The sequence below is a fragment of the Ferrovibrio sp. genome, from assembly GCF_036381655.1.
Lineage (GTDB): Bacteria > Pseudomonadota > Alphaproteobacteria > Ferrovibrionales > Ferrovibrionaceae > Ferrovibrio.
On sequence record NZ_DASVCJ010000025.1, the window covers coordinates 39,943 to 61,377 of the forward strand.

The 21,435-nt window shown below is 61.5% G+C and carries 23 protein-coding genes; 16 read left to right on the plus strand and 7 right to left on the minus strand.

The genetic code is table 11. The features are described from left to right. Nucleotides 1-23: 23 nt before the first annotated feature. The 3 genes from VF194_RS05080 to fixJ all read left to right on the plus strand — a co-directional run bounded on the left by VF194_RS05080 (nt 24) and on the right by fixJ (nt 3,070). On the plus strand, nt 24-950 hold the full coding sequence (locus VF194_RS05080; protein ID WP_330888674.1) for a cation diffusion facilitator family transporter: 927 nt from the start codon (nt 24-26) through the stop codon (nt 948-950). A 99-nt stretch (nt 951-1,049) separates the two neighbouring features. Beyond that, nucleotides 1,050-2,447, plus strand: coding sequence for a PAS domain S-box protein (locus VF194_RS05085; protein ID WP_330888676.1), 1,398 nt, complete (start codon nt 1,050-1,052; stop codon nt 2,445-2,447). Next, nucleotides 2,444-3,070, plus strand: a complete 627-nt coding sequence (fixJ, locus tag VF194_RS05090) for a response regulator FixJ (protein WP_330888678.1) — start codon at nt 2,444-2,446, stop codon at nt 3,068-3,070. Before VF194_RS05085 ends, fixJ begins: the two co-directional genes overlap by 4 nt. A 13-nt stretch (nt 3,071-3,083) precedes the next feature. On the opposite strand, the gene VF194_RS05095 is transcribed toward fixJ, so the two are convergent. From VF194_RS05095 to VF194_RS05105, 3 genes are read right to left on the minus strand one after another with little or no spacing between them, the layout of a single operon-like run. Then, on the minus strand, nt 3,084-3,449 hold the full coding sequence (locus VF194_RS05095) for a cytochrome C (protein ID WP_330888680.1): 366 nt from the start codon (nt 3,447-3,449) through the stop codon (nt 3,084-3,086). A 38-nt stretch (nt 3,450-3,487) separates the two neighbouring features. After that, nucleotides 3,488-4,096, minus strand: a complete 609-nt coding sequence (locus VF194_RS05100; RefSeq protein WP_330888682.1) for a cytochrome c — start codon at nt 4,094-4,096, stop codon at nt 3,488-3,490. Then, a complete protein-coding gene (locus VF194_RS05105) occupies nt 4,074-5,009 on the minus strand; it encodes a Ku protein (RefSeq protein WP_330888684.1) in 936 nt (311 codons plus the stop codon). Before VF194_RS05105 ends, VF194_RS05100 begins: the two co-directional genes overlap by 23 nt. A gap of 400 nt (nt 5,010-5,409) precedes the next feature. Between VF194_RS05105 and VF194_RS05110 the strand changes: the two genes are divergently transcribed. After that, nucleotides 5,410-5,571: a NepR family anti-sigma factor gene (locus VF194_RS05110; protein WP_330888686.1), complete on the plus strand. Its 162-nt coding sequence runs from the start codon at nt 5,410-5,412 to the stop codon at nt 5,569-5,571. 130 nt (nt 5,572-5,701) lie between these two features. On the opposite strand, the gene VF194_RS05115 is transcribed toward VF194_RS05110, so the two are convergent. After that, nucleotides 5,702-6,493: a PhyR family response regulator anti-anti-sigma factor gene (locus tag VF194_RS05115; RefSeq protein WP_330888688.1), complete on the minus strand. Its 792-nt coding sequence runs from the start codon at nt 6,491-6,493 to the stop codon at nt 5,702-5,704. A gap of 289 nt (nt 6,494-6,782) precedes the next feature. Here VF194_RS05115 and VF194_RS05120 point away from each other — a divergent pair, with 289 nt between their 5' ends. The 3 genes from VF194_RS05120 (at nt 6,783) to VF194_RS05130 (ending at nt 8,812) form a co-directional block, all read left to right on the plus strand. Further along, complete coding sequence (locus VF194_RS05120) at nt 6,783-7,385, plus strand: sigma-70 family RNA polymerase sigma factor (RefSeq protein ID WP_330888690.1); 603 nt, start codon at nt 6,783-6,785, stop codon at nt 7,383-7,385. Between the two features lie 37 nt (nt 7,386-7,422). Next, nucleotides 7,423-8,082: a sensor histidine kinase gene (locus VF194_RS05125; protein WP_330888692.1), complete on the plus strand. Its 660-nt coding sequence runs from the start codon at nt 7,423-7,425 to the stop codon at nt 8,080-8,082. Nucleotides 8,083-8,176: 94 nt separating this feature from the next. Continuing rightward, nucleotides 8,177-8,812 (plus strand): UdgX family uracil-DNA binding protein, encoded by a 636-nt coding sequence (locus tag VF194_RS05130; RefSeq protein ID WP_330888694.1) that lies wholly within the window; start codon nt 8,177-8,179, stop codon nt 8,810-8,812. 27 nt (nt 8,813-8,839) lie between these two features. On the opposite strand, the gene VF194_RS05135 is transcribed toward VF194_RS05130, so the two are convergent. Further along, nucleotides 8,840-9,331, minus strand: coding sequence for a sigma-70 family RNA polymerase sigma factor (locus VF194_RS05135; protein ID WP_330888696.1), 492 nt, complete (start codon nt 9,329-9,331; stop codon nt 8,840-8,842). A 385-nt stretch (nt 9,332-9,716) separates the two neighbouring features. Next, nucleotides 9,717-10,577, minus strand: coding sequence for an SDR family oxidoreductase (locus VF194_RS05140; protein WP_330888698.1), 861 nt, complete (start codon nt 10,575-10,577; stop codon nt 9,717-9,719). A 563-nt stretch (nt 10,578-11,140) separates the two neighbouring features. Between VF194_RS05140 and VF194_RS05145 the strand changes: the two genes are divergently transcribed. From VF194_RS05145 to VF194_RS05185, 9 genes are all read left to right on the plus strand, one after another. Continuing rightward, complete coding sequence (locus VF194_RS05145) at nt 11,141-12,256, plus strand: NAD-dependent epimerase/dehydratase family protein (protein ID WP_330888700.1); 1,116 nt, start codon at nt 11,141-11,143, stop codon at nt 12,254-12,256. Next, nucleotides 12,253-13,344: an NAD-dependent epimerase/dehydratase family protein gene (locus VF194_RS05150; protein ID WP_330888702.1), complete on the plus strand. Its 1,092-nt coding sequence runs from the start codon at nt 12,253-12,255 to the stop codon at nt 13,342-13,344. Before VF194_RS05145 ends, VF194_RS05150 begins: the two co-directional genes overlap by 4 nt. Further along, entirely contained in the window at nt 13,341-14,636 is a 1,296-nt protein-coding gene (locus VF194_RS05155; protein ID WP_330888704.1) for a TIGR04295 family B12-binding domain-containing radical SAM protein, read from the plus strand. Before VF194_RS05150 ends, VF194_RS05155 begins: the two co-directional genes overlap by 4 nt. A gap of 20 nt (nt 14,637-14,656) precedes the next feature. Further along, the gene (locus VF194_RS05160; RefSeq protein WP_330888706.1) at nt 14,657-15,751 is read left to right on the plus strand and encodes a glycosyltransferase family 4 protein; all 1,095 of its coding nucleotides are present in this window, start codon (nt 14,657-14,659) and stop codon (nt 15,749-15,751) included. Beyond that, nucleotides 15,742-16,875, plus strand: a complete 1,134-nt coding sequence (locus VF194_RS05165; RefSeq protein ID WP_330888709.1) for a CgeB family protein — start codon at nt 15,742-15,744, stop codon at nt 16,873-16,875. Before VF194_RS05160 ends, VF194_RS05165 begins: the two co-directional genes overlap by 10 nt. Beyond that, complete coding sequence (locus VF194_RS05170; protein ID WP_330888712.1) at nt 16,872-17,966, plus strand: CgeB family protein; 1,095 nt, start codon at nt 16,872-16,874, stop codon at nt 17,964-17,966. The genes VF194_RS05165 and VF194_RS05170 overlap by 4 nt, the downstream gene beginning before the upstream one ends. Then, complete coding sequence (locus VF194_RS05175; RefSeq protein ID WP_330888714.1) at nt 17,963-19,093, plus strand: CgeB family protein; 1,131 nt, start codon at nt 17,963-17,965, stop codon at nt 19,091-19,093. Before VF194_RS05170 ends, VF194_RS05175 begins: the two co-directional genes overlap by 4 nt. Before the next feature lie 64 nt (nt 19,094-19,157). Then, nucleotides 19,158-20,189, plus strand: coding sequence for a UDP-glucuronic acid decarboxylase family protein (locus VF194_RS05180; RefSeq protein WP_330888716.1), 1,032 nt, complete (start codon nt 19,158-19,160; stop codon nt 20,187-20,189). Between the two features lie 33 nt (nt 20,190-20,222). Continuing rightward, nucleotides 20,223-20,966, plus strand: coding sequence for a TIGR04290 family methyltransferase (locus tag VF194_RS05185; protein ID WP_330888718.1), 744 nt, complete (start codon nt 20,223-20,225; stop codon nt 20,964-20,966). An 89-nt stretch (nt 20,967-21,055) separates the two neighbouring features. On the opposite strand, the gene rpsU is transcribed toward VF194_RS05185, so the two are convergent. Next, on the minus strand, nt 21,056-21,262 hold the full coding sequence (rpsU, locus tag VF194_RS05190) for a 30S ribosomal protein S21 (RefSeq protein WP_330888720.1): 207 nt from the start codon (nt 21,260-21,262) through the stop codon (nt 21,056-21,058). Nucleotides 21,263-21,435: the final 173 nt, after the last annotated feature.

Genomic DNA, 21,435 nt, shown 5'->3' on the forward strand with positions numbered 1-21,435 from the left:
GGGCCTCTTTGTGTTTATAAGCCATGGCAAGCGGCTCTTCCAAGCTGTCCATTTATGCGGCACTCGCCGGCAATTTCCTCGTTGCGGCGACGAAATTCGCCGCCGCCCTTTTCACCGGCAGTGCCTCGATGCTGAGCGAGGGCGTGCACTCCCTGGTGGACACCGCGAATGAGCTGCTGCTGCTGTATGGCTACCGCCGGGCCGGAAAGGCGCCGGACGGCAGCCATCCATTGGGCTACGGACGGGAACTGTATTTCTGGAGCTTTGTCGTTGCGTTGCAGCTTTTTGCCCTGGGGGCTGCGGTATCGGCGTATAAGGGCGTTCTGCATGTGCTTGAGCCTACGCCGATCCAGAATCCCGCTGCCAACTACCTGGTTCTGGCCCTGTCCTTCCTGTTCGAGGCGGCATCCTGGCTCATCGCAGTGAGGCAGTTCAGACGGACCGCAAACGGCAGGAGCTTCTGGCAGGCCATCGTGCAAAGCAAGGACCCGCCTTCCTTCATAGTGGTGGTGGAAGATACAGCGGCGCTCCTGGGCATATGCGTGGCGGCGCTTGGCAATTTCGGTGCGACGGAACTGGATTTGCCTTACGCGGACGGAGGCGCCTCGATGGTGATCGGCTTGATTCTGGGGGTTACCGCTCTGGTCCTGGCCCGCGAGACGAAAGGTCTTCTTATTGGCGAGCGGGCAGGGGCGGAGATCACGGAAGCGATCCGTACCATCAGCGAGCGGCGCCGCAAGGTCGAGAAAACGGGCCGGATCATGACCGTCCATCTCGCCCCGGACCAGATTGTCGTTGCATTGGACATCGCGTTTGCCGATGACTTGTCGACGACGGCTATCGAGACAGAAGTGGAGGCGCTGGAGGCCGAGATTCGGCGGCGTCATCCTGCCGTCGTGGCCTTATTCATAAAGCCGGTCGCTTCGCGAATCGGGGATAAGGTGGCATAAAACATATTCCATATGGAAATTAGAGTTTTCTTGCGAGCGAACAAACCATAAAATGGTTCTAGCGTTAATTACATTCCCCGGAATGCTTAGTAGAGCCCTGTGATCGTGAAAGACGGACGGCGCATCATCTATATCGCCGGGGTTGGAGCGACGAGCGCGGCCCTCTTGGGCGCGCTTTTTTACTTTGCGCCTCCGGGTTTCGACTGGCCGCTGACCAGGGGTCAATGGCTATGGCTTCTGGCGGGAGTCTCGATTTCCCTGCTGATCGTTGTCGTCCTGGGAATGGCATATCGCGACGTCTATCTGGCCGAGACCAGATTGATCCAGCAGGCCGAGGAACTGCGTCATAGCGCGGCGGCCCATCAGCAGATGAGAAGTTCCGAACGCGACGCCGCCGAGCGGTTTCGCGCGGTGATCGACAATGCCCATGACGCCATCATCGCGATCGACGCCAAGGGCCGTATCGAGACTTTCAACAAGGCCGCGATGCGCATTTTCGGATACCAGCCGGAAGAGGTGCTGGGCCGGAATGTCAGCATGCTGATGCCCGAACCGTATCGCAGTGCCCATGACGGCTATCTGCACAATTACATCACGACCGGCGTCGCGAAGATCATCGGCACCGGGCGGGAGGTTCAGGCAAAACGCAAGGATGGTGCGATATTTCCCATCGATCTGTCGGTCGGCGAAATGGCCATCGGCGAAAGCCGCGGTTTCATCGGCGTCGTAAGAGACATCACCGAACGCCATGAGGCGGCGCGGCGGGTTCAGGAACTGACCGCGGAACTGGTCCATGTGTCGCGGACGAACGCCATGGGGCAGTTTTCCTCATCGCTTGCGCATGAGCTGAACCAGCCGCTCACCGCGATCATGAACTATACCGAGGCGGCGAGGCAGCTTCTGGCTATTGCAGCCTCGGCCCCGCCCCGTGCCCTCGAATTCATGGAAAAGGCGGCCAGCCAGGCCGAGCGGGCGGGACAGATCATCCGCCGCCTGCGCAGCTTCGTCGAGAAAGGCACGGTGGAGCGCACGGAGGAGAATCTCGGCAAAGTGGTCGAGGAAGCCAGCCATCTTGCATCCGTCGGCAGCCGTGTCGATGGCATTCAGGTCATCTTCGATCTCTCGGCGACGCTTCCGCCCGTCCACATCGACAAAATCCAGATCCAGCAGGTCATCGTCAATCTTGTCCGCAATGCGATAGAGGTATTGCGGCGTTCCGAGCGGCGGATACTTACCATCCGGCTGCAGGCGCATCCGAATGGCGATCAGGAGGTCGCCATCATCGATACCGGGCCGGGTATCCCGCCGGAAGTCGCGGATCAGCTCTTCAAGCCCTTCATAACGACCAAGAAGGACGGCATGGGAATCGGATTGTCGATCAGCAGATCAATCATCGACGCCCATGGCGGGCGAATCTGGGCGGAGGAGAATCCGGGCGGCGGCGCCGCTTTCCGGTTCGTGCTGCCGTCTTCGGCGAATGCAGGGCAAGCGGAATGACCGATACTGCGACGATCTTTGTCGTGGACGATGACGAGGCTGTGCGCGAGTCACTGCAGGCGCTGCTCGAGACGCAGGGGTTCACCGTCAAGACCTATGCGACGGCGGAAGCGTTCCTGAGCGCATTCGCGCCTGACGAAGGCGGTTGTGTCCTGGCGGATCTGCGCATGCCTGGCATGGATGGGCTGGCGCTGCTGGACCGTTTGACGGCGAAGGCAGCCTCTCTTCCGGTCATCATGGTGACGGGCCATGGCGATGTGCCGCTGGCGGTAAAGGCCATGAAGGCCGGGGCAGTCGACTTCGTGGAAAAGCCCTATGGCAACGAAACCATCCTGGAGGCGGTGCGGCGCGCCCTGGGGGCGCAGCGCCGGCCCAATCCAGAAACCAGCGCTTCGAAGGCGCTGCAGGCGCGGATCGCCGCGCTTACGCCGCGTGAGAGAGACGTGCTGGAACAGCTCGTTATCGGCAATCCCAACAAGATCATTGCTTACGAGCTGCAGATCAGCCCGCGAACGGTTGAAATCCACCGCGCCAATCTGATGAAGAAGATGGAGGCGGACAGCCTGTCGCATCTTGTCCGGATGGCGCTGTCCGCCGGCATCGTCGGCAAGCAGAGCCGCTGACGCCGCGGTATTATCACCGGCGCAAGGTATAGAGATAAGCGGCAATGTCCTCGGCGTCCCTGCGAGGCATGCCAAGTTTCGGCATTGCGGTGGCCGATTTCAGCGATGGCGGGTCCAGCAGCCAGGCCACCATGTTGTCCGGCCTGTTCGCCAGGATGCCGGCGATATACTGGCGTTCCGCCATCCGCTCCAGGCTCGGGCCGACTGACGCATTCGCACCGGCAATGCCAGGAATGCGATGGCAGGTCGGGCAGCCATAGTGATATATAGCCAGCTTGCCGCTGATTGCGTCGGCGGCCGAATATGCTCCGCTGCGGCCTTGCGCCGGCTTGTCGCATCCCGACAGCATGGACAGGCAGAGAAGAATGGCGACCGGCAATGTCCGGCCGCTTCGTCGCGGGACGGGTGGAAGCGGTACTATCGGCATAGGCTCACCCAGGCATCCTTTCCGCGGCCATTCGCATTCGCCGTTCCGGATCGATAATCCTCGGGCGAGATTTTCGGCAGGCAGGAAATGAAGGCGACGAGGGACCAGATTTGCGCGTCGTCCAGCCGGAACTGCCATCCCGGCATCCCGGTCATCTTCACGCCGTTGCGGATGGTCCAGTAAATCTCGCCGGGCGACCATTCCCGCGCGGTCTGCACCAGATTGGGTGGCGCCGGCATCATGCCCAGCGCGAAGGAATCCGGTGCGATCCCGGGTGCGCCATGACAGCGCCGGCAATTGTCCTGAAAGAGGCCGGCGCCTTCGGCGAGGTTTTTCCCCCGTCCATTCGGAACAGCTATGCCATCCGCCCGGTGCTTCACGGACTGCCGCATGGTGGTGTGCAAGAGCCAGTAGACGGCAGAGCCATGCGGCGCCGTCGTTGCGACATTGTACAGTCCGGCGCGGATGATGAGAAAGCCGGTCAGCGAGGAGAGGCCGGCCAGCGCAAGAAGTGTCGTGCAAACCGTGACGGCCACCACAGATTTGACGCTGTGCCGATTGGTCGTGAGGCCGTGCTCAACCTGCTTGCCGTCTCGCATGGGCTTTTGCGCCAGCTCCGGATGCGTCGGCTCCCTTCACGCTGCGCCTGAGCGCTTCGACCAGGTTTATGACCTTGGCGCCGCCGGCGGCTCTTTCCTCCTCGATATGGACCGGTTTTCGATGCTTGATTTTGGCGTCGACGAGCTCCCGGATCGCCTCGGTGTAATTGTCCTTGAAGCGCTTGGGATCGAAGGGGGCGCTTTTGCGTTCGATCAGCTCCAACGCAAGGGAAAGGAGCTCTTTATCCGAGACGACGTCGGCGATGTCGGAAAAATAGGGCGCTGCGCGCCGCAGCTCATCGGCGAACCGCAGGGTCTCGAGCAGAAGGCCCTTGCCGCAGGGTTTCAGCGCCGCGACATATTCGCGCCCCCGCATCACGAATTGTCCCAATCCGATGCGCTTCGACGATCGCAACGCATCGCGCAACACGCCATAGGCCTCTTCGGCCAGTTCTCCATCGGCGGCCACGTAATACGGCTTCTCGTACCAGATGGGGTCGATATCGCTTTGTTCGACGAACTGTACGAGATCGAGGGTCTTTTTCGCCTCGACCTTGATCGCTTCGATCTCTTCCGGATCGATCAGGACGTAACTGTCCTTCGATACCTCGAAGCCCTTGACGATCTCGTCCGTGTCGACCGGCCCGATGCCGGGGACGGCTTTCTGATACCGGATGCGCTTACCGGACGGCTTATGGACCTGATGGAAGCTTATCTTGGCAGTGCCTTTGACGGCCGGATACAGCCGCACCGGCACTGACACCAGGGCAAGACGAAGATTACCCGTCCAGATTGAACGCGCACTCAAATCGCCGGATCGGCCATTCTCTTCCGCGTTTTCCGTTCGCGATGCGGCCTTGCGTGATTTTTCCCGACCCGCAGCTTTCTTTTTCGCCGCTTTCCTAGTGGCCATATCGAACCGCCTTCCATGGATACTCTTGCCGCGCCACGACCGTATCTTGTTACATTTCTGGGAGAAGTATGTTCCGCTCGGTTATGGCTGCAGCCATCCTTGTAGATGCCTGGCTCGTCCGGATGGTCGCGTGCATTGAGAAGTATGGCGTCGAGAAATAATGAAACAAAACAATGTGGCCGTTGTTTAAAGTTGATCCCGGCTCGTAAGTGGGACAGGGGTGGGTGTTACCGGCAGCGCTAGAAAGGGTTGGACTTTGCATAAGTTTTATATTGAAGTTCTCCCCGGCGAGTGTGCTGTCTGGATCGGCAAGACGCCCTGGCCTGAGAGCGGGATTCCATGCGAGGCATAAATGAGCGGTTCAGAAGGAAGATCGACTGGTCGGTCGCATCGTAGAGAGATGGCAAGCGAGCCCGTGCGCATACCCGGCGCCGAGAATCCGGAAGTGAGTCACGACTGGCTGGGCCGGAGCCTGAAGCAGCTCTTCGACAACATCGCAAGCGAACCTATCCCCGACCGAATCCTGGAGAAGCTGGAAGAACTCGACCGGAAGATCGACTGAGACTGTCGCCCGGTTAGAGGGAAATGACGCGTCCTAGTCGCGCTATCAAGACGGAGGCGGTCTACTGCCCCTTTCCGCCTCGCGGCTCTTTTTGCGGCAGCTGACGCTTCCCATCGCTAAGTACCGGACGCTAACGTCCCGGCGCGAGGAACAAGGCTCGACTGACCGCACCTTTTACGCTTTCCGGCTCATAGGGTTTCGTCAGCAGAACGGAGTAGTCCGGCCGTCCGGCAGGTACGACACGTTCGGGATAGGCGGTTATGAAGATCGCCGGCACCATGCGGTTGGACCATATATCGTGAACGGCGTCCAAACCCGAACTTTCATCGGCCAGCTCGATATCCGCCAGGATCAGGCCGGGATTGTGTGAACTGGCGGAGCGGATGGCCTCGGCCTTGGTCGATGCGACCGGCAATACCTTATGGCCCAGCTCGCGGAGTATCGCCGAGAGGTCGTAGGCGATCACCGCTTCATCCTCGATGATCAGAATGTCCGTATAGACCGATTTCAGGATTTTACGGTTGCCCGTCGAAATCAGCTTCGCGATCTCATCCTCGGCGAGTCCGAGGATGTAACCGATCTCAGACAGCGAGAAATCCTCCAGCGCGGAAAGAAGAACCGCCTGCCTGTTCTGAAGCGGAAGCGAAGCCAGGCATTTATGCGCCATACGAAGATCGAGGTGCGGCGACAGGAATCTCGGATCCGCCGTGATCTGCTTTGCCATCAGAATGTCGCTCAGGGAGCGATAAAGCTGCAGGCGTATGGACTTGCCGGACGAAAGGGCGGAGCCGCGCATCTCGATGAGACGGTCGATCGCCGAGCAGACATAGGCATCTGCAACATCCGGATCCCAGCATAACGCGCGTGCGTAGCGACGTAGATACGGGACTTGGTGCTTGATTGTATCCATTAGGCGGATCATCTGAGCTCTCCTTTGGTCGCTACCCACGGTATCAGCAGGAAAGGAAGCCTTCCAAACGATCTTTTCACGACATCTGACCTGCAACAAGAAGAGAATTCCGGCAGGCCATCAGGAACGATCATGGCGGTCTGTGCGTTTACAGATATCTTGCCGCACTATCGCCACTCTTTTCCCGCAGCCTTCACACGTGTGCATAACGATCTCGAAGACAAGTTCATGTTGATTGCTGCACGTTGCCATTAGCATTGGCCGTAAGGTGTGGCGAATAACGCCTATGTAAAGGACACCAATGGCATCGAAGTCGGATTTCAGGACGATCTTGCTTGAGGAAATCCCCGCACTGCGTGCATGGGCACATTCGCTCTGCCACAATAGAGACCTGGCGGATGATTTGATCCAAGAAACCTTGACGAAGGCCTGGGCCAATCGGCAGGCCTTCGTGCTGGGCACGAGTATGCGCGCCTGGCTCTATACAATTCTGAGGAATACCTACTACAACCTGCTGCGCCAGAAGCGGCGGGAAGTGGCGGACGCAGAGGGGCGGCATGCAGAGAGCATGGTGGCGCAGCCCGCGCAGCAGGCGAAGCTTGAGCTTCAGGAAGTCGCGCAGGCGTTGTACAAGCTGCCTCTGAAACAGCGCGAAGTGCTGATTCTCATCGGCGCCAGCGGCCTGTCCTATGAAGAAGCGGCGATGATCTGCGACTGCAGCATCGGGACCATCAAGAGCCGGCTCTCGCGCGCCAGGCAAGCGATGGCGGCGATGCTCGATGGCGGGGCCGGCGGTGAAAACGAAGGCGGCAAGTCCAGCAATGTCGAGGCACTCCTGCGTAAGGTTGGCCGAACGAGAGAGGTCGAAGGTGCGGGCGGGCACAAAGTCCTGCGCCGCCTTTAGGAGCTTTCCGGCATCAGCTGCTTTGGAGATATCCCATATGAATCCAGACGGCGGCGGCGCGGCATCCGGCGAGATTGCGGCCGAGGAGATCGCACGGCTTCAAACGGCGCTTGCCGATCACCAGAAGCTATGGCGCGAGGCCAATCATCGCTTTCGGAACAATCTCCAGATCCTCTCCAGTATCACCAGCATCCGATTGAGGGAGGCTGAGGACCATGACTTCCGCTGGGCGATGACCGACCTGCGTCATCGTATCGGTGCATTGGCCGCGATCTATCAGGAGATGAGTGCCTCCTCCGATCCGCGCAAAGTCTATGTCGATGCCTTCCTCCCGGCGATCTGCACGCAGATGGTGCCCAACGACGGCGGCAAGGTGACGGTTTCCACCATGGTGCCGCATATGGCGATCGCCATCGATGCCGCAATCGTCCTTGCCATGCTGACCATCGAGGCGATCCAGCTTGCGCCAAGGCAAGGGCAAGCACAGGACGATGCAAGGCTCCGCATCATCGTTCAGATATTCTCCCGCGCACCCGGCCACTCCACATTGGTTATCGCGAATGACGCCCCCGACGGGGCCACACAGAAATTTCCCGTCGCGGAGGCACTGATCGCCGGATATGTGCGGCAGCTGCGTGGAGAAATTGCGGACCCGAGACAGAAAGGGCTTCGCGTCGATTTTCCGGTTCTGCGTTGAAGCGGTCATCGTCGGACCCCTTAGCGGTCCTGCTTGGAACCCCTGTGGCGTATCGGCCCCCGGTTCAAATGCGCATGCCGCGCTGGAGGCGGTGATGGCGGGATTCCCCTCTCTAAAGGCGGACATGCAACGCTGCCGGCGTTGCGATCTATACAGGAATGCGACGCAGGCTGTTGGTGGAGACGGCGCGAGGGCCGCCAGCATGATGCTGGTCGGCGAGCAGCCAGGCGACCGGGAGGACCTAGCGGGCCTGCCTTTTGTCGGCCCTGCGGGGAATATCCTGGATGCAGCTCTAAAGGCGGCGGGAATTGATCGCAAGGCGACGTATGTTACGAATGCCGTAAAGCATTTCAAAAATGAGCCGCGCGGAAAACGCAGACTGCACAGGCGGCCGAACAGCGCCGAAATAGAGGCCTGCCGCTGGTGGTTGACCCGCGAAATCGGCATCGTCAAGCCGCAAGTGATTGTGGCGCTGGGAGCCACTGCGGCGCAGTCCATATTGCGACGACGGGTCTTGGTCGGCGAGGAACGCGGCAGAGCGATACCGCTGGATGGCGGCATGGCCGTCTTCATCACGTTGCATCCCGCATCTTTGCTCCATCAGCGGGACGAGGCGCTCAGGCACGCAGCCTACGAGACATTTGTCGAGGATTTGCGCGGCGCTGCAGCCTACACCGCCAGACCCAAGCAACACAGGCCGGGGCGGCCGCGGGAGAAGCGAATTCGTTGACGCTGTGCGGCCATGCTTGGCGAAAGATCAGCCGAGCTCGTCGCCCGTCAGCGCCTTTTTGAGCTGCGTCCTGGCGCGGGCCAGCCGGCTGCGGATCGTGCCGGTCGGGCAGCCGCAAATGGCGGCCGCTTCCTCGTAGGAATGACCGTGCGCGGCGATAAGGGTTATGACGCGGCGCTGTTCCACACCCAGGGCACGAATGGCGGTATCAAGCTCACCAAGTGCGGTTTCGTCGTATTGGCTGGCCCCGGCGGCCGGTTGGCTATGCGGCGGAAGGTCATCGACGGCGATATGCTGGCGATGGCGGCGAATTTGGTCAATATGCTGATTCCGCATAATGGTGAACATCCAGGCGCGGAAATTCGTCCCGGAGGAATAGAGGTTCGCGCGCGACAGCGCCCTGACGGCGGCATCCTGCACCAGGTCTTCAGCGTTGTGATGATCGCGCGTCAGGCGCAGCGCCAGCACCTTCATGGCGGGCAGAGCTGTGACGAGAAGATCGTTTACACTCTCCGGCATACGAAGGCCTCTCTCATCGGTATTCGCGACGGGATTCCGCCTGGCGACTGGAAGGTCAGGATGAAGGGAGGGGGCAGCCTGTTCTAGAAAGAAAAGGAGGATAATGCCGTGACAAAAAATAGACGTTTCCTTCCGCGCCCGCGGAAAGAACATCGTTCCTCTGCAACCGGAAAATACATGCAATTCAAAAAAGTTACTGGGTACTCTGTCAGTTGCTTAAGTCTGATAAGGACTTAGGTGACCAAACCAAGTGCGCTGAGAACCAGGACTAGAAAAGCGGCATCGCGCATCAGCCTCGGCAGATCGGACATGATCTTGTCCTTTCCGTAAAACTTCCGGCCTTAAACGGCTTATTGCCGCCGAAAGTTCCCAAACGCCGCTGCTCTCAGGCGAAGTATTCTCCTCCATTCGGGTGGAGGATTTGCCCGGTCATGAAACCGGCATCGGAACTGGCCAGGAAAACGAAGCAGGGGGCGATTTCATCCGGTTCGGCCGCGCGACCCATCGGATTGCTCTTGCCGAATTCCGCCACGGCCTCGGCTGGAAAGGAGGCCGGAATGAGAGGGGTCCAGACCGGACCGGGTGCGACGGCATTGACCCGTATGCCGCTCTTCACCAGGGATTTTGCCAGCGAGCGGGTGAACGAGACGATAGCGCCCTTCGTGGACGAGTAGTCGATCAGCCCGGGATTGCCGTGGAAGGCGGTGATTGACGTGGTGTTTACGATGGCGGCGCCGCCCCTCAGATGCGGCAGTGAGGCTTGTGTCAGAAAGAACATGGCAAAGTAATTCGTGTCGAAAGTGCGCCGGACCTGCTCTTCCGATATCTCTGAAAGGCTCTGGGCGACATGCTGCTCCGCCGCATTGTTGATGAGGATGTCGATGCGGCCGAAAGCGGCGGTCGCATCCGCTACGGCCTGTACGGCGTTGCCGCGTATCGCCAGATCCGTTGCGAGGCTTTGACAGCGTCTCCCGGTCGCCTTGATCAGCTTTTCCGTCTGTCTGGCATCCTCGGACTCTTCGAGATAGACGAAAAATATATCCGCACCTTCCTTGGCCATGGCGATTGCCGTCGCCCTGCCGATGCCGCTGTCTCCGCCGCTGATCAGGATGACCTTGTCCTGCAGTTTACCCGCCCCTTTGTAATTCGCCGCGCAATCCTGCGGCGGCGGGCGCATCGGGCCGCGTTCGCCGGGCTGGCTATCCTGCTGCTGCGGTGGTCGCGCAAATGTCGATTCGTCGGACATGGTACTTGCTTCCTTTCGCTTCAGGCCGTCGTCTGCGCCGAATCGATCTTCACTTTCATCCAGCCGGCAGCCCGGCGGTCGAATTTCTCTTAGGCCTCGATCTCATAGGCCTCGGTGACGCTGGCGAGCCGCGCGACCTTCGAACCTGGTTCGGCCCGTTCCCAGGTGCCCAATGCGGCTCGCCGAAATAGCCGGTCGGAAAAATATCCGATAGCATGATGGCATGGTAGACGACAGCTTTCATGGCGACTGACCTTCGTTCGCGGAAGACACGCGGCCTAACCCAGGCTTGATCGGGAGGTTCCCGTAACTGCTGCGAAGGCGACGGGTCGGAGTAAAGGCCATCATGCATGCGGTGCGTTCGTGGCGCACTGCAAGCGCCATTAAACACTTCGTAGTTGCTGCGCTGACAGCCACAACAATGTTGTGGCGTGGCGATGTGCGCGCGAGATTTGGCCGGAATGCGAGATCAGGAACCAATCCTGATAGCCAGTGTTTCAGGAACAACAAACGCCTGTGGCGTTTTCGACATGGATATTCTCCATCGCCGCTGAGGTTCCGACATGGCTTCACGTTACCTGGTGACCGGGGGCGCCGGATTCATTGGGCTTCATCTCTGCAAGGCCCTGCTGGATGCCGGTGACGAGGTTCGGGTCATCGACTCGCTGGTGCCGCAGGTCCATGGCGATAGTCCGAACGCGGATGCGCCGCTCGCCGGTGTCGATTTCATCCGGGACGATATTCGCAATCCGGACGCTCTGCGCAGGGCTGTGAAAGGGGTTGACGGCGTTTTCCACCTCGCCGCCGAAGTCGGTGTCGGGCAAAGCATGTACGAAATCGTGCGCTATACGGGCGCGAACGATCTCGGCACGGCCCATCTGCTGGAAGCATTGGCGGCGGACCGCTGCGGCAGGCTGGTCGTTGCATCGTCGATGAGTGTGTACGGCGAAGGATGGTATGAAACGGAAGGCGGGGAGGCTGTTACGCAGGTCCGGCGCGATCCGGCGCGGATGCGACTGGGCCAGTGGGATCCGGTCGGCCCAGGCGGCGTGGCGCTGAAGCCGGTGCCGACAGACGAGCAGAAGCAGACGGATCTGGCCTCGATCTATGCGCTCACCAAATACGTGCAGGAGCGCAGCACCTTGATCATCGGCGCCGCCTACGACATCGAGGTCGTTGCCCTGCGGCTGTTCAACGTGTTCGGCCCCGGGCAGGCCTTGTCCAATCCCTATACGGGCGTATTGGCGAATTTCGCCTCGCGCCTTCTGCATGGCCAGGCCCCGATGATTTTCGAGGATGGACTGCAAAGGCGGGATTTCGTCCATGTCCGGGACGTCGTTCAGGCCTTCATGCTGGCGATAAAGCGCCCTGGCCTGTCGCAGGAAGTATTCAATATCGGCAGCGGCCACTCCTATACGATCGCCGAGGTGGCAAACCTGCTTCGCCAGGCGATGGGGCGGCAATTGCCGCCGCCGGAAATCCTCGGCAAGGCTAGATCTGGCGATATCCGCCATTGTTTCTCCGATATCGGCAAGGCGCGCAGCATTCTGGGATACGAACCGCAGCATCCCTTGGAAGCCGCCCTCGACGAACTAGCAGCGTGGGTGCGGGTTTCGACGGCAATGGACCGCGGATTGAACGCGCGTCGCGAGCTTGAGACGCGGGGCCTCGTCGCATGACGGCTGGCCGCACCGCAGCTTCGGCCGGACCCATCGTCGTGCTCGGCGGCGCCGGATTCATCGGCAGCAATCTCGCAGACAGCTATCTGTCCGAGGGGCGCGAGGTGATCATCCTCGACAGCCTGGCGCGGCCCGGCGTCGAAGCCAATCTCGTCTGGCTGAAGGAACGTCACCGGGACAATCTTCAGGTGGTCCTTGGCGATATACGCGACGAGACCATTTTGCGGGATGTTCTCGATGACGCTGCGGCCGTGTTCCATCTGGCGGCGCAGGTCGCGGTGACGACGAGTCTGAACGATCCGCGTGAGGATTTCTCGGTCAATGCCGCCGGGACCCTGCATGTCCTGGAGGCGCTCCGGCGCAAGGATGACCATACGCCGCTGATCTTCTCCAGCACGAACAAGGTTTATGGCGATCTAGACGATCTCGAGATGGCCGTTCTGGGGGATTGTCATTTTCCCGCGGATGCTGAATTGCGCGCCAATGGGATCAGTGAGGACAGACAGCTCGATTTCTGCACCCCCTATGGCTGTTCCAAGGGCGTGGCCGATCAATACGTTCTGGACTACGCCAAGTCCTACGGGCTGCCGACCGCAGTGCTTCGCATGAGCTGCATCTATGGGCCGCGTCAGTTCGGAACCGAAGACCAGGGCTGGGTTGCACATTTCCTGATCCGCGCCATGCGCGGGCAGCCCATCACGGTCTACGGCGACGGTCGCCAGGTGCGCGACATTCTGCATGTCGGTGATGCGGTTGCCGCCTATCGGTCGGCGCTGGCCAATATCGGCGATGTCGCCGGTCAGGCCTTCAATCTTGGCGGCGGGCCGGCCAACGCCGTAAGTCTGCGCATGGTGCTGCAGGAGATAGCCGACATTCTTAAAGCCGAACCCGACTTGCATCATGCAGCGCCGCGGACCGGCGATCAGCTTTATTTCGTCGCGGATACGCGGCGGCTGCAGCAGCGGCTGAGATGGCAGGCACGCATGGGATGGCGGCAAGGCATCCGCGATCTTGCTGCCTGGGTCGCGGCCTTCTGCGACCGCGACGCCGAAATCATAGCCATGGATGCAGAGAGGCTGAAGGTATGAGGGTTGCATTGGTCAATCCGCCCTGGAGCTATGACGGCAGCATCTATTTCGGCTGCCGCTCGCCCCATCTGCCGCTGGAACTCGGCTACGGCCGGGCGATGCTGGAGCGGTCGGGACATGAGGTTTTACTGGCCGATGGCCACCTTCTGGGCCAGACGATGCAGCAGGTGGCCGACGAAGTCGCCGCGTTCGCGCCGGAAATGACCGTGATTGCGACGGCGCCGACCTATCTGTTCTGGCGCTGCGCGCCGCCCGAGCTGCGCGTGCCCGCAGAATTCCTGCGCGTTCTGAACGGACGGGGCGGTTTGACGGTGGCGGTCGGGCCGCATGGATCGGCGACGCCGGCCGCGACGCTGCGGAAACTTGGCGTCGACATTGTCGTGCGCGGCGAATGCGAGGAGGTTGTTGCGGTTCTGGCGGATCGCGAGGATCGCAGTGGGATCGAGGGAATTTCCTTCTTTAAGGATGGCGACCTGCAATCGCCGGGCCCGGCGAATGCCAGCGGTTTCGCCGATCATGCGCCGCTTCGTTGGCCGGATGAGTGGATCGCCCGGCTCGGCCATCATCATCACCGCTTCGACCGCCAGCCGGATGGACCGGGGGCGGAAGTCGAGGCGTCCCGCGGCTGTCCTTACGATTGCAGCTTTTGCGCCAAGATCGATTACCGGGACAGCTATCGGCGGCGCAATCTCGATCTCCTGCTCGAGGAGATCGACGGCCTGATCGCGCAGGGTGTCACCTATCTCTATTTCGTCGACGAGATCTTCCTGCCGCAGAGGCCTTTGCTGGAGGCTTTGGTCGAACGGCCGGTCTCCTTCGGCGTGCAGACCAGAATAGATTTGTGGAAGCCCGATCTGATCGAGCTGCTGGGCAAGGCCGGCTGCGTTTCCATCGAGGCCGGCATCGAAAGCCTGACCAGGGAAGGACGCGAGGCGCTTGCCAAGAGGTGCCGTCTTGAGACGGAGGATTTGGTCGCCCTGCTGATCAAGGCGCGCCAGCATGTACCTTTTGTGCAGGGGAATCTGATTGGCGTGGCAGAGGACGACCCTGCTCTTGTCGAATATTGGCGCGACCATCTGCAGAAGCATGGCGTCTGGGCCAACAAGCCGGTGCCGCTTTACCCTTATCCAAGTTCGCCCAGTTATCGCGCGCTGTGGGGCGAGCCGGACGATTTCGCCTGGGAGCGGGCGCACGACTACTATCTCACGGCCTTTCAAGGTTTCAGCGACATCCAGGACGACAAGCCTGTGCCCCTTCGGGAGCTGGAGGAGCCATGCTGCAATCATCTGTGAATCGAGATCGCCGCGTATTGATGACGATAGATGCCGTCGGAGGCGTTTGGCGCTACGGCATCGATCTGTGCAGAACCCTGGCAACCAAAGGGACGCATGTCCTGGTCGTCGGCCTTGGACCTGAGCCGTCCGCCGCTCAATGGGAGGAGGCAAGGGCGCTGCGCAATGCCGATTTCGTCTGGCTGGATATTCCGCTCGACTGGCAGGTGGATGAGCCCGGGCCATTGGCATCGCTGCCGCAATGGCTTGGCGAGTTGGTCCATCGCTGGGAGATCGACCTCCTGCATCTCAACCTGCCGTCCCAGGCGGCGGATCTGAAAGTCGACCGTCCGATCGTCGTTACCTCCCATTCCTGTCGCGCGACCTGGTGGCAGGCCGTGCGGGGCGGCGCAATGCCGGCCGAGTGGGACTGGAACCGCGCTTATACGGCGCGCGGCCTGCAGATGGCGGACCTGATCGTCGCGCCCAGCTACGGTCACGCCGCCGCGCTGGAGCGGGTCTATGGCTTACCGCCGAACGCCGTCCGGGTGGTGCCGAACGGCACGGGTGCGGCGCGGCGGATCTACCGGAAAGCCAACCTGGTTCTCGCCGCCGGGCGCTGGTGGGACGACGCTAAGAATGGCCGGGCGATCGACGCCGCCGCCGAGCATGTCGATTGGCCGGTTTTCATGGCAGGCCAGCTTTCCGGTCCCGATAGGCAGCATTGCCGGCTTGAGCATGCCTGCCCCCTGGGGGATCGGCGCCCCGATGAGATACGCCGCCTGATGGGGCGAACGCCGATCTTCGTTTCCGCTTCGCTGTTCGAGCCATTCGGTCTCGCCGTCCTGGAGGCAGCGATGGCCGAGGCTGCGCTGGTCCTCTCCGATATCCCGACCTTCCGCGAGCTATGGCACGGGGCGGCGCTCTTCGTCGACCCCCATGACCCGCAGGCGCTCGCGGAGGCGATCAATCGGCTGGTGCTTGACGAGACCGAGCGGCTGGCATTGGCGCAGGCGGCGCGGCGGCGGTCCGAAATCTACACTCTGGAAGCGCAATCCGAACGCATGCTGCAGGTCTATGACGAGGCCATGTCGAGCCATCCCTCCATCGCAATACCGGCCGGTCAATGCGCATAATCCTCTACACACAATCGCTGATATCGGACTGGAATCATGGCAATGCGCATTTTCTGCGCGGCGTGCTGCGCGAGCTTGCGACGCGCGGCCATTCCGTTCTTGCGCTGGAGCCGACCGATAGCTGGAGCCGCAGCAATCTCGTTGCGGATCAAGGCCCGGAGCCCATTGAGCGCTTCAGCCGGGATTTCCCTGAGCTGCCGGTGCGGACCTATGACGATCAGACCGATCACGCCACCCTTCTGGCCGATGCCGATGTGGTGATCGTGCATGAATGGACAGCCCCGGAGATCGTCGCCCGCATCGGGCGCCTTCGCTGGCAGGCGGCGCCATTCACCCTTCTGTTTCACGACACGCATCACCGCGCCGTCTCGGACCGCGACGGCATTACTGCCCTGCTGTTGCAGGACTTCGACGGCATCCTGGTTTTTGGCGAGTCGCTGCGCGCCCGGTACCATGCCATCGGCTGGGATCGGAATGTCTTTGTCTGGCATGAAGCGGTCGATCAGAGGCTGTTCCGTCCGGTGCCGGATGCGCCGCAACCGCGAAAAGACCTGATCTGGATCGGCAATTGGGGCGATGGGGAGAGGACAAAGGAACTGTCCGATTTTCTGATCGAGCCGGCGCGGCGCCTGCGTCTGTCGGGAACGATCAGGGGCGTGCGGTATCCCGCCGAGGCAAGACAGGAGATCGAGGCGGCCGGCCTGACTTATGGCGGCTGGATCGCCAATGCCGACGTTCCGGCGGCATTCGCCCGCCACCGGCTGACGCTGCATGTCCCGCGCCAGCCTTATGCCATGGCTCTGCCGGGCATTCCCACCATCCGCGTCTTCGAGGCGCTCGCCTGCGGCATCCCGCTCATCTGCGCGCCCTGGGAGGACAGCGAAGGGCTGTTCCGGCCGGGCGAGGATTACCTGATTGCCCGCAATGGCGAGGAAATGCAGCGTCACATTGCGGCTGTTCTGAGCGATCCGGATCTGGCGCGCGCGCTGGCGGCAAGCGGACTGGAGACGATCCGGCGGCGGCATACCTGCAGCCATCGCGTCGATCAATTGCTCAACATCCTGCAGCGGCTTGGGCGTTCCGTACCCGGCAGGCCGAGCAGGGCCGTGGAGACGGTGCCATGAGAATCGCATTCTACGGATCCAGCCTGGTCTCCTCCTATTGGAACGGCGCGGCGACCTACTACCGCGGGCTGCTGCGGGCCCTGGCGGCGCGCGGGTACCGCATCACCTTCTACGAGCCGGATGCCTATGATCGGCAGAAGCACCGCGACATCGACGATCCCGACTGGTGCAAGGTGGTCGTCTATAAGGCCACGCCTGCCGGTCTGCGCGAGGTGGCGGCAGAGGCTGCTCAGGCCGATGCCGTGGTCAAGGCCAGCGGCGTCGGCGTGCTGGATGATGAGATTCTCGCCTCCGTCATGGCCCAAGCCCGTCCCGAGGCGCTGAAGATCTGGTGGGATGTCGATGCGCCGGCGACGCTCGCCAGCCTGCGGGAGGCGGAGGATCATCCGCTGCGAGAGGCATTGCCGAAACTCGATGGCGTTCTCACCTATGGCGGCGGTCAGCCCGTCGTGGAGGAATACCGTGTCTTCGGGGCGCGGGACTGCATTCCGATCTACAATGCCCTGGACCCCGAGACTCACCATCCGGTGCCGGTGCAAGAGGACTTCGCGTTCGATCTGGCTTTCCTGGGCAACCGGCTGCCGGATCGCGAAGCGCGGGTCGAGGAATTCTTCCTCAGGCCGGCCCGGCAGCTTCCCGATCATCGTTTCCTGTTCGGCGGAGCCGGCTGGGAGGACAAGCCGAAGTCGGCCAATATCCGCTATCTCGGCCATGTCGCCACCGGCGATCACAACGCCTTCAACGCTTCGCCGAAAGCGGTTCTCAACGTCAACCGCGACAGCATGGCGCAGACCGGCTTCTCGCCGCCCACGCGCGTCTTCGAGGCCGCAGGAGCCGGAGCCTGCCTGATCACCGACTCCTGGCGCGGGATCGAACTGTTCCTGCAGCCGGATGAGGAAGTCCTGGTCGCGCGGGACGGACAGGATGTCGCCGATATCCTGGCCGGCCTGTCGCCCGAAGAGGCGCGGGAAATCGGTCGGCGCGCGCTCCGCCGGGTCTTGAGCGATCATACCTACGACCGGCGCGCGGCGGAGGTCGACCGCATATTGCGTAGCGGCTTCGAGCGCAAAAGGTTGGAGGTCATGGCGTGAGCCCCTCCCTGTCGATCGTTGTCCTCGGCCTGTCGCTGTCCTCGTCCTGGGGCAATGGCCATGCGACCACCTATCGGGCTCTGCTGCGGGGCCTCGCGCGGCTCGGCCATCGCATTCATTTCCTTGAGCGCGATGTGCCCTGGTATGCCCAGAACCGGGATCTGCTCGATCCGGGTTTCTGCAGGCTCGACTTCTATTCTGGTCTTGCCGATCTGAAAAAGCGGTTCGGCCGCATCATCTCGTCGGCCGACGCCGTACTGGTCGGCTCCTATGTTCCGGATGGGCGAGAGGTCATCGATCTCGTGCTTGACCGGGCTACCGGCATTGTCGGGTTTTACGACATCGATACGCCCGTCACCGCAACGCATCTGGCGGAGGACCGGTCGGACTATATTTCAGTGCGGCAGGTTCCCCAATTCGATCTGTATCTGTCTTTTTCGGGCGGCCCGATCCTGCAGCATATCGAGCGGCGGTTCCGCGCCAGGCGGGCCGAAGCTTTGTATTGCGCCGTCGATGAAGCATTCTATCGTCCGCGCCAGGATGCCGGCAAACAATGGGACCTCGGTTATCTCGGAACCTACAGTCCGGATCGGCAGCCCAAGCTCGAGCAGCTTCTGATCGAGACGGCGCGTCACCTGCCGAACCGACGCTTCGTCGTTGCCGGGCCGCAATATCCCGACGACATCGTCTGGCCGATGAACGTTGACAGGATCGAGCATCTCGCGCCTGCCGATCACCCGGCATTCTATAGCAGTTTGCGCTTTACGCTGAATGCGACCCGCTCGGATATGGTTGCGGCCGGCTGGTCTCCGAGCGTGCGGCTGTTCGAGGCCGCAGCCTGCGGAACGCCGATCATCAGCGATCCTTGGGATGGCTTGACGGATATCCTGCCCGAACACCGGGCAATCGTCGTGGCCCGATCGACGGACGACGTCATATCGGCACTCGCGCATAGCTCGGATGCGAGGCGCCTTCAGATGGCCGCGACCGCCCGGGAAATCGTACTAAGCAACCATACCGGTTCCGCGCGGGCGCAGCAGCTGGAGCGGTTTCTGTTTTCCTTGAGCGATGTCGGAACGGCCCGGGCCGGATTGGCGCAGGCCGGCGAGGTGATTGTCTCTGACTAGGTCGCGGGCGAATCCGCACCGCGTGGTGAATGTCTGGCGGCGCTTTCGATTTCAGGAGTCCCATATGTCCGCGAAAGAGATCATTTTACCCAAGAGAAAGGCCGTGCTGGTCGCAGGCGGCGCGGGATTTCTCGGCTCTCACCTATGCGACCGGCTGGTGGCCAGCGGGCATGTCGTTTACTGCGTCGACAATCTGCAGACCGGCCTGCGGCAGAACCTGCATCAGCTCGAGCAGAACCGGTGCTTCACCTTCATCCAGCATGATATCAGGGATCCCTTGCCGAAGGGCCTGAAAGTCGATGAAATCTACAATCTGGCCTGTCCGGCTTCGCCGCTGCATTACCAGGCGGATCCCATATACACGCTGATGACATGTGTGGTCGGCACCCGGCAGCTTCTGGAATTCGCCGCCCGGAATTCCGCGCGCTTCGTTCAAGCCTCCACCAGCGAGGTCTATGGCGATCCGCTGGAGCATCCGCAGAATGAAACCTATTGGGGCCATGTCAATCCGGTTGGTCCGCGCGCCTGCTATGACGAGGGCAAGAGGGCGGCCGAGGCCTTGTGCTTCGACTATCTGAGGCTCGGCAAGGTCGACCTGCGCGTTGCGCGCATCTTCAACACCTATGGCCCGAGAATGCGGGCCGATGACGGCAGGATCATCTCCAATTTCATCATGCAGGCGCTCAGCGGCAGGCCGCTGACGATCTACGGCTCCGGCAAGCAGACGCGTTCCTTCTGTTACGTCTCGGACCTGATCCAGGGACTGATGGCGCTCATGGCCGTAACCGCCACGCTGACGGCGCCGGTCAATCTCGGCAATCCGCAGGAATTCACGGTGCTGAAGCTGGCCAAGCTCATCCTGGCTCTGACCGGCTCCTCCTCGGAGCTGAGTTACGAGCCGTTGCCGATCGACGATCCGCAACGCCGCAAGCCGAACATCGAGCGGGCGCGGGATCTGCTGCGCTGGTCGCCGACGACGTCTCTGCCGCAGGGTCTGCCGCCGACCGTCGTCTGGTTCGGGGAATGCGGACAGGCCATCGGCGGCAAGAAGCGGCCGCTGCCGGTCGATTACGCGCCGCGCCCGGTCATTGCTTGAATCCGGTTATTGGCTGATTTCAGGACGGTCTGGATGATGAGTAAAACGCAGGACATTGCGCAGATCGAACGGCAGATTCGCGCGCTCGCTCCCTGGTTTCACAATATGACCCTGGCCGGCGTCGAGACGGCGCCGGAGCATTTCCTCGGCAATTATCCCAGCGTGAAATGGGCCCATTTCCGCGATGCGCTACCGCAGGATCTGACCGGCAGGACGGTGCTGGATATCGGCTGCAATGCCGGTTTCTTCTCGATCGAGATGAAGCGGCGCGGCGCCAGCCGGGTGGTCGGCATCGATTCCGATCCGCATTACCTGCGGCAGGCGGAATTCGCCGCCGGGATCAGCGGCGTCGAGGTCGAATTCCACGAGATGTCCGTCTACGAGCTTGCCAGGCTGGGCGAGCGCTTCGACATCGTCCTGTTCATGGGAGTGCTTTACCATCTGCGGCATCCCTTGCTGGCGCTCGACCTGATCTACGAATGGGTCGCAGCCGACATGCTGGTCTGCCAGGCGATGCAGCGCGGCAGCGGCGAAGTCGAGCCGATGGCGGAGGATTATCCTTTTTCGGAGACGGCGGTATTCGATGCGCCCGGCGCGCCGAAGCTGCATTTCGTCGAACACCGTTATGCCGAGGATCCGACCAACTGGTGGATTCCGAACCGCGCCTGCATGGAAGCGATGCTGCGCAGCGCCGGCTTCGTCATCGAGGCGCGGCCGGAGCCGGAGGTCTATATCTGCCGGCGCGGCAATCGCCCCTACGAGGTCGAATTGCCCTGATCAAGGCAAGGCCGGCCCGAAGCCGGCATGAAAAAAGCCGCCCGGGGGCGGCTTCATTCCATCTTCACGAAAAACCGAAGGGGCGGCGCTTAGAGCGCGCCTTCGCGCTGGGCGCGCTTGCGGGCCAGCTTACGGGCGCGACGGATCGCTTCGGCCTTTTCGCGGGCGCGGCGCTCGGACGGCTTTTCGTAATGGCCGCGCAGCTTCATCTCGCGGAAGATGCCTTCGCGCTGCATCTTTTTCTTCAGCGCCCTGAGGGCCTGATCCACATTGTTATCGCGAACGACGACTTGCACGCGCGTCACTCTCCGTTTCAGAGGGTTGAGGAATTTCGGGACTGGCAAAAGCCAACCCTGGCCGAACCAAAGGTTCCGAATCCACGACTGCTCTAACAAAAGAGCCGCCGATTGTCCAGCGATGCCGTGTCATGAACTCTTCGGCAGGAGCCTGGTGGTGTGGCCCATCTTGC

What these genes read in the sequence shown, in the direction of transcription:
- VF194_RS05130 (WP_330888694.1), top strand. Translation starts at nt 8,177, where the DNA reads ATGGCGGGATTCCCCTCTCTAAAGGCGGACATGCAACGCTGCCGGCGT.
- VF194_RS05120 (WP_330888690.1), top strand. Translation starts at nt 6,783, where the DNA reads ATGGCATCGAAGTCGGATTTCAGGACGATCTTGCTTGAGGAAATCCCC.
- VF194_RS05160 (WP_330888706.1), top strand. Translation starts at nt 14,657, where the DNA reads ATGACGATAGATGCCGTCGGAGGCGTTTGGCGCTACGGCATCGATCTG.
- VF194_RS05155 (WP_330888704.1), top strand. Translation starts at nt 13,341, where the DNA reads ATGAGGGTTGCATTGGTCAATCCGCCCTGGAGCTATGACGGCAGCATC.
- VF194_RS05125 (WP_330888692.1), top strand. Translation starts at nt 7,423, where the DNA reads ATGAATCCAGACGGCGGCGGCGCGGCATCCGGCGAGATTGCGGCCGAG.
- VF194_RS05140 (WP_330888698.1), bottom strand. Translation starts at nt 10,577, where the DNA reads ATGTCCGACGAATCGACATTTGCGCGACCACCGCAGCAGCAGGATAGC.
- VF194_RS05100 (WP_330888682.1), bottom strand. Translation starts at nt 4,096, where the DNA reads ATGCGAGACGGCAAGCAGGTTGAGCACGGCCTCACGACCAATCGGCAC.
- VF194_RS05115 (WP_330888688.1), bottom strand. Translation starts at nt 6,493, where the DNA reads ATGATCCGCCTAATGGATACAATCAAGCACCAAGTCCCGTATCTACGT.
- VF194_RS05135 (WP_330888696.1), bottom strand. Translation starts at nt 9,331, where the DNA reads ATGCCGGAGAGTGTAAACGATCTTCTCGTCACAGCTCTGCCCGCCATG.
- VF194_RS05105 (WP_330888684.1), bottom strand. Translation starts at nt 5,009, where the DNA reads ATGGCCACTAGGAAAGCGGCGAAAAAGAAAGCTGCGGGTCGGGAAAAA.
- fixJ (WP_330888678.1), top strand. Translation starts at nt 2,444, where the DNA reads ATGACCGATACTGCGACGATCTTTGTCGTGGACGATGACGAGGCTGTG.
- VF194_RS05110 (WP_330888686.1), top strand. Translation starts at nt 5,410, where the DNA reads ATGGCAAGCGAGCCCGTGCGCATACCCGGCGCCGAGAATCCGGAAGTG.
- VF194_RS05185 (WP_330888718.1), top strand. Translation starts at nt 20,223, where the DNA reads ATGATGAGTAAAACGCAGGACATTGCGCAGATCGAACGGCAGATTCGC.
- VF194_RS05180 (WP_330888716.1), top strand. Translation starts at nt 19,158, where the DNA reads ATGTCCGCGAAAGAGATCATTTTACCCAAGAGAAAGGCCGTGCTGGTC.
- VF194_RS05145 (WP_330888700.1), top strand. Translation starts at nt 11,141, where the DNA reads ATGGCTTCACGTTACCTGGTGACCGGGGGCGCCGGATTCATTGGGCTT.
- VF194_RS05080 (WP_330888674.1), top strand. Translation starts at nt 24, where the DNA reads ATGGCAAGCGGCTCTTCCAAGCTGTCCATTTATGCGGCACTCGCCGGC.
- VF194_RS05150 (WP_330888702.1), top strand. Translation starts at nt 12,253, where the DNA reads ATGACGGCTGGCCGCACCGCAGCTTCGGCCGGACCCATCGTCGTGCTC.
- VF194_RS05165 (WP_330888709.1), top strand. Translation starts at nt 15,742, where the DNA reads ATGCGCATAATCCTCTACACACAATCGCTGATATCGGACTGGAATCAT.
- VF194_RS05170 (WP_330888712.1), top strand. Translation starts at nt 16,872, where the DNA reads ATGAGAATCGCATTCTACGGATCCAGCCTGGTCTCCTCCTATTGGAAC.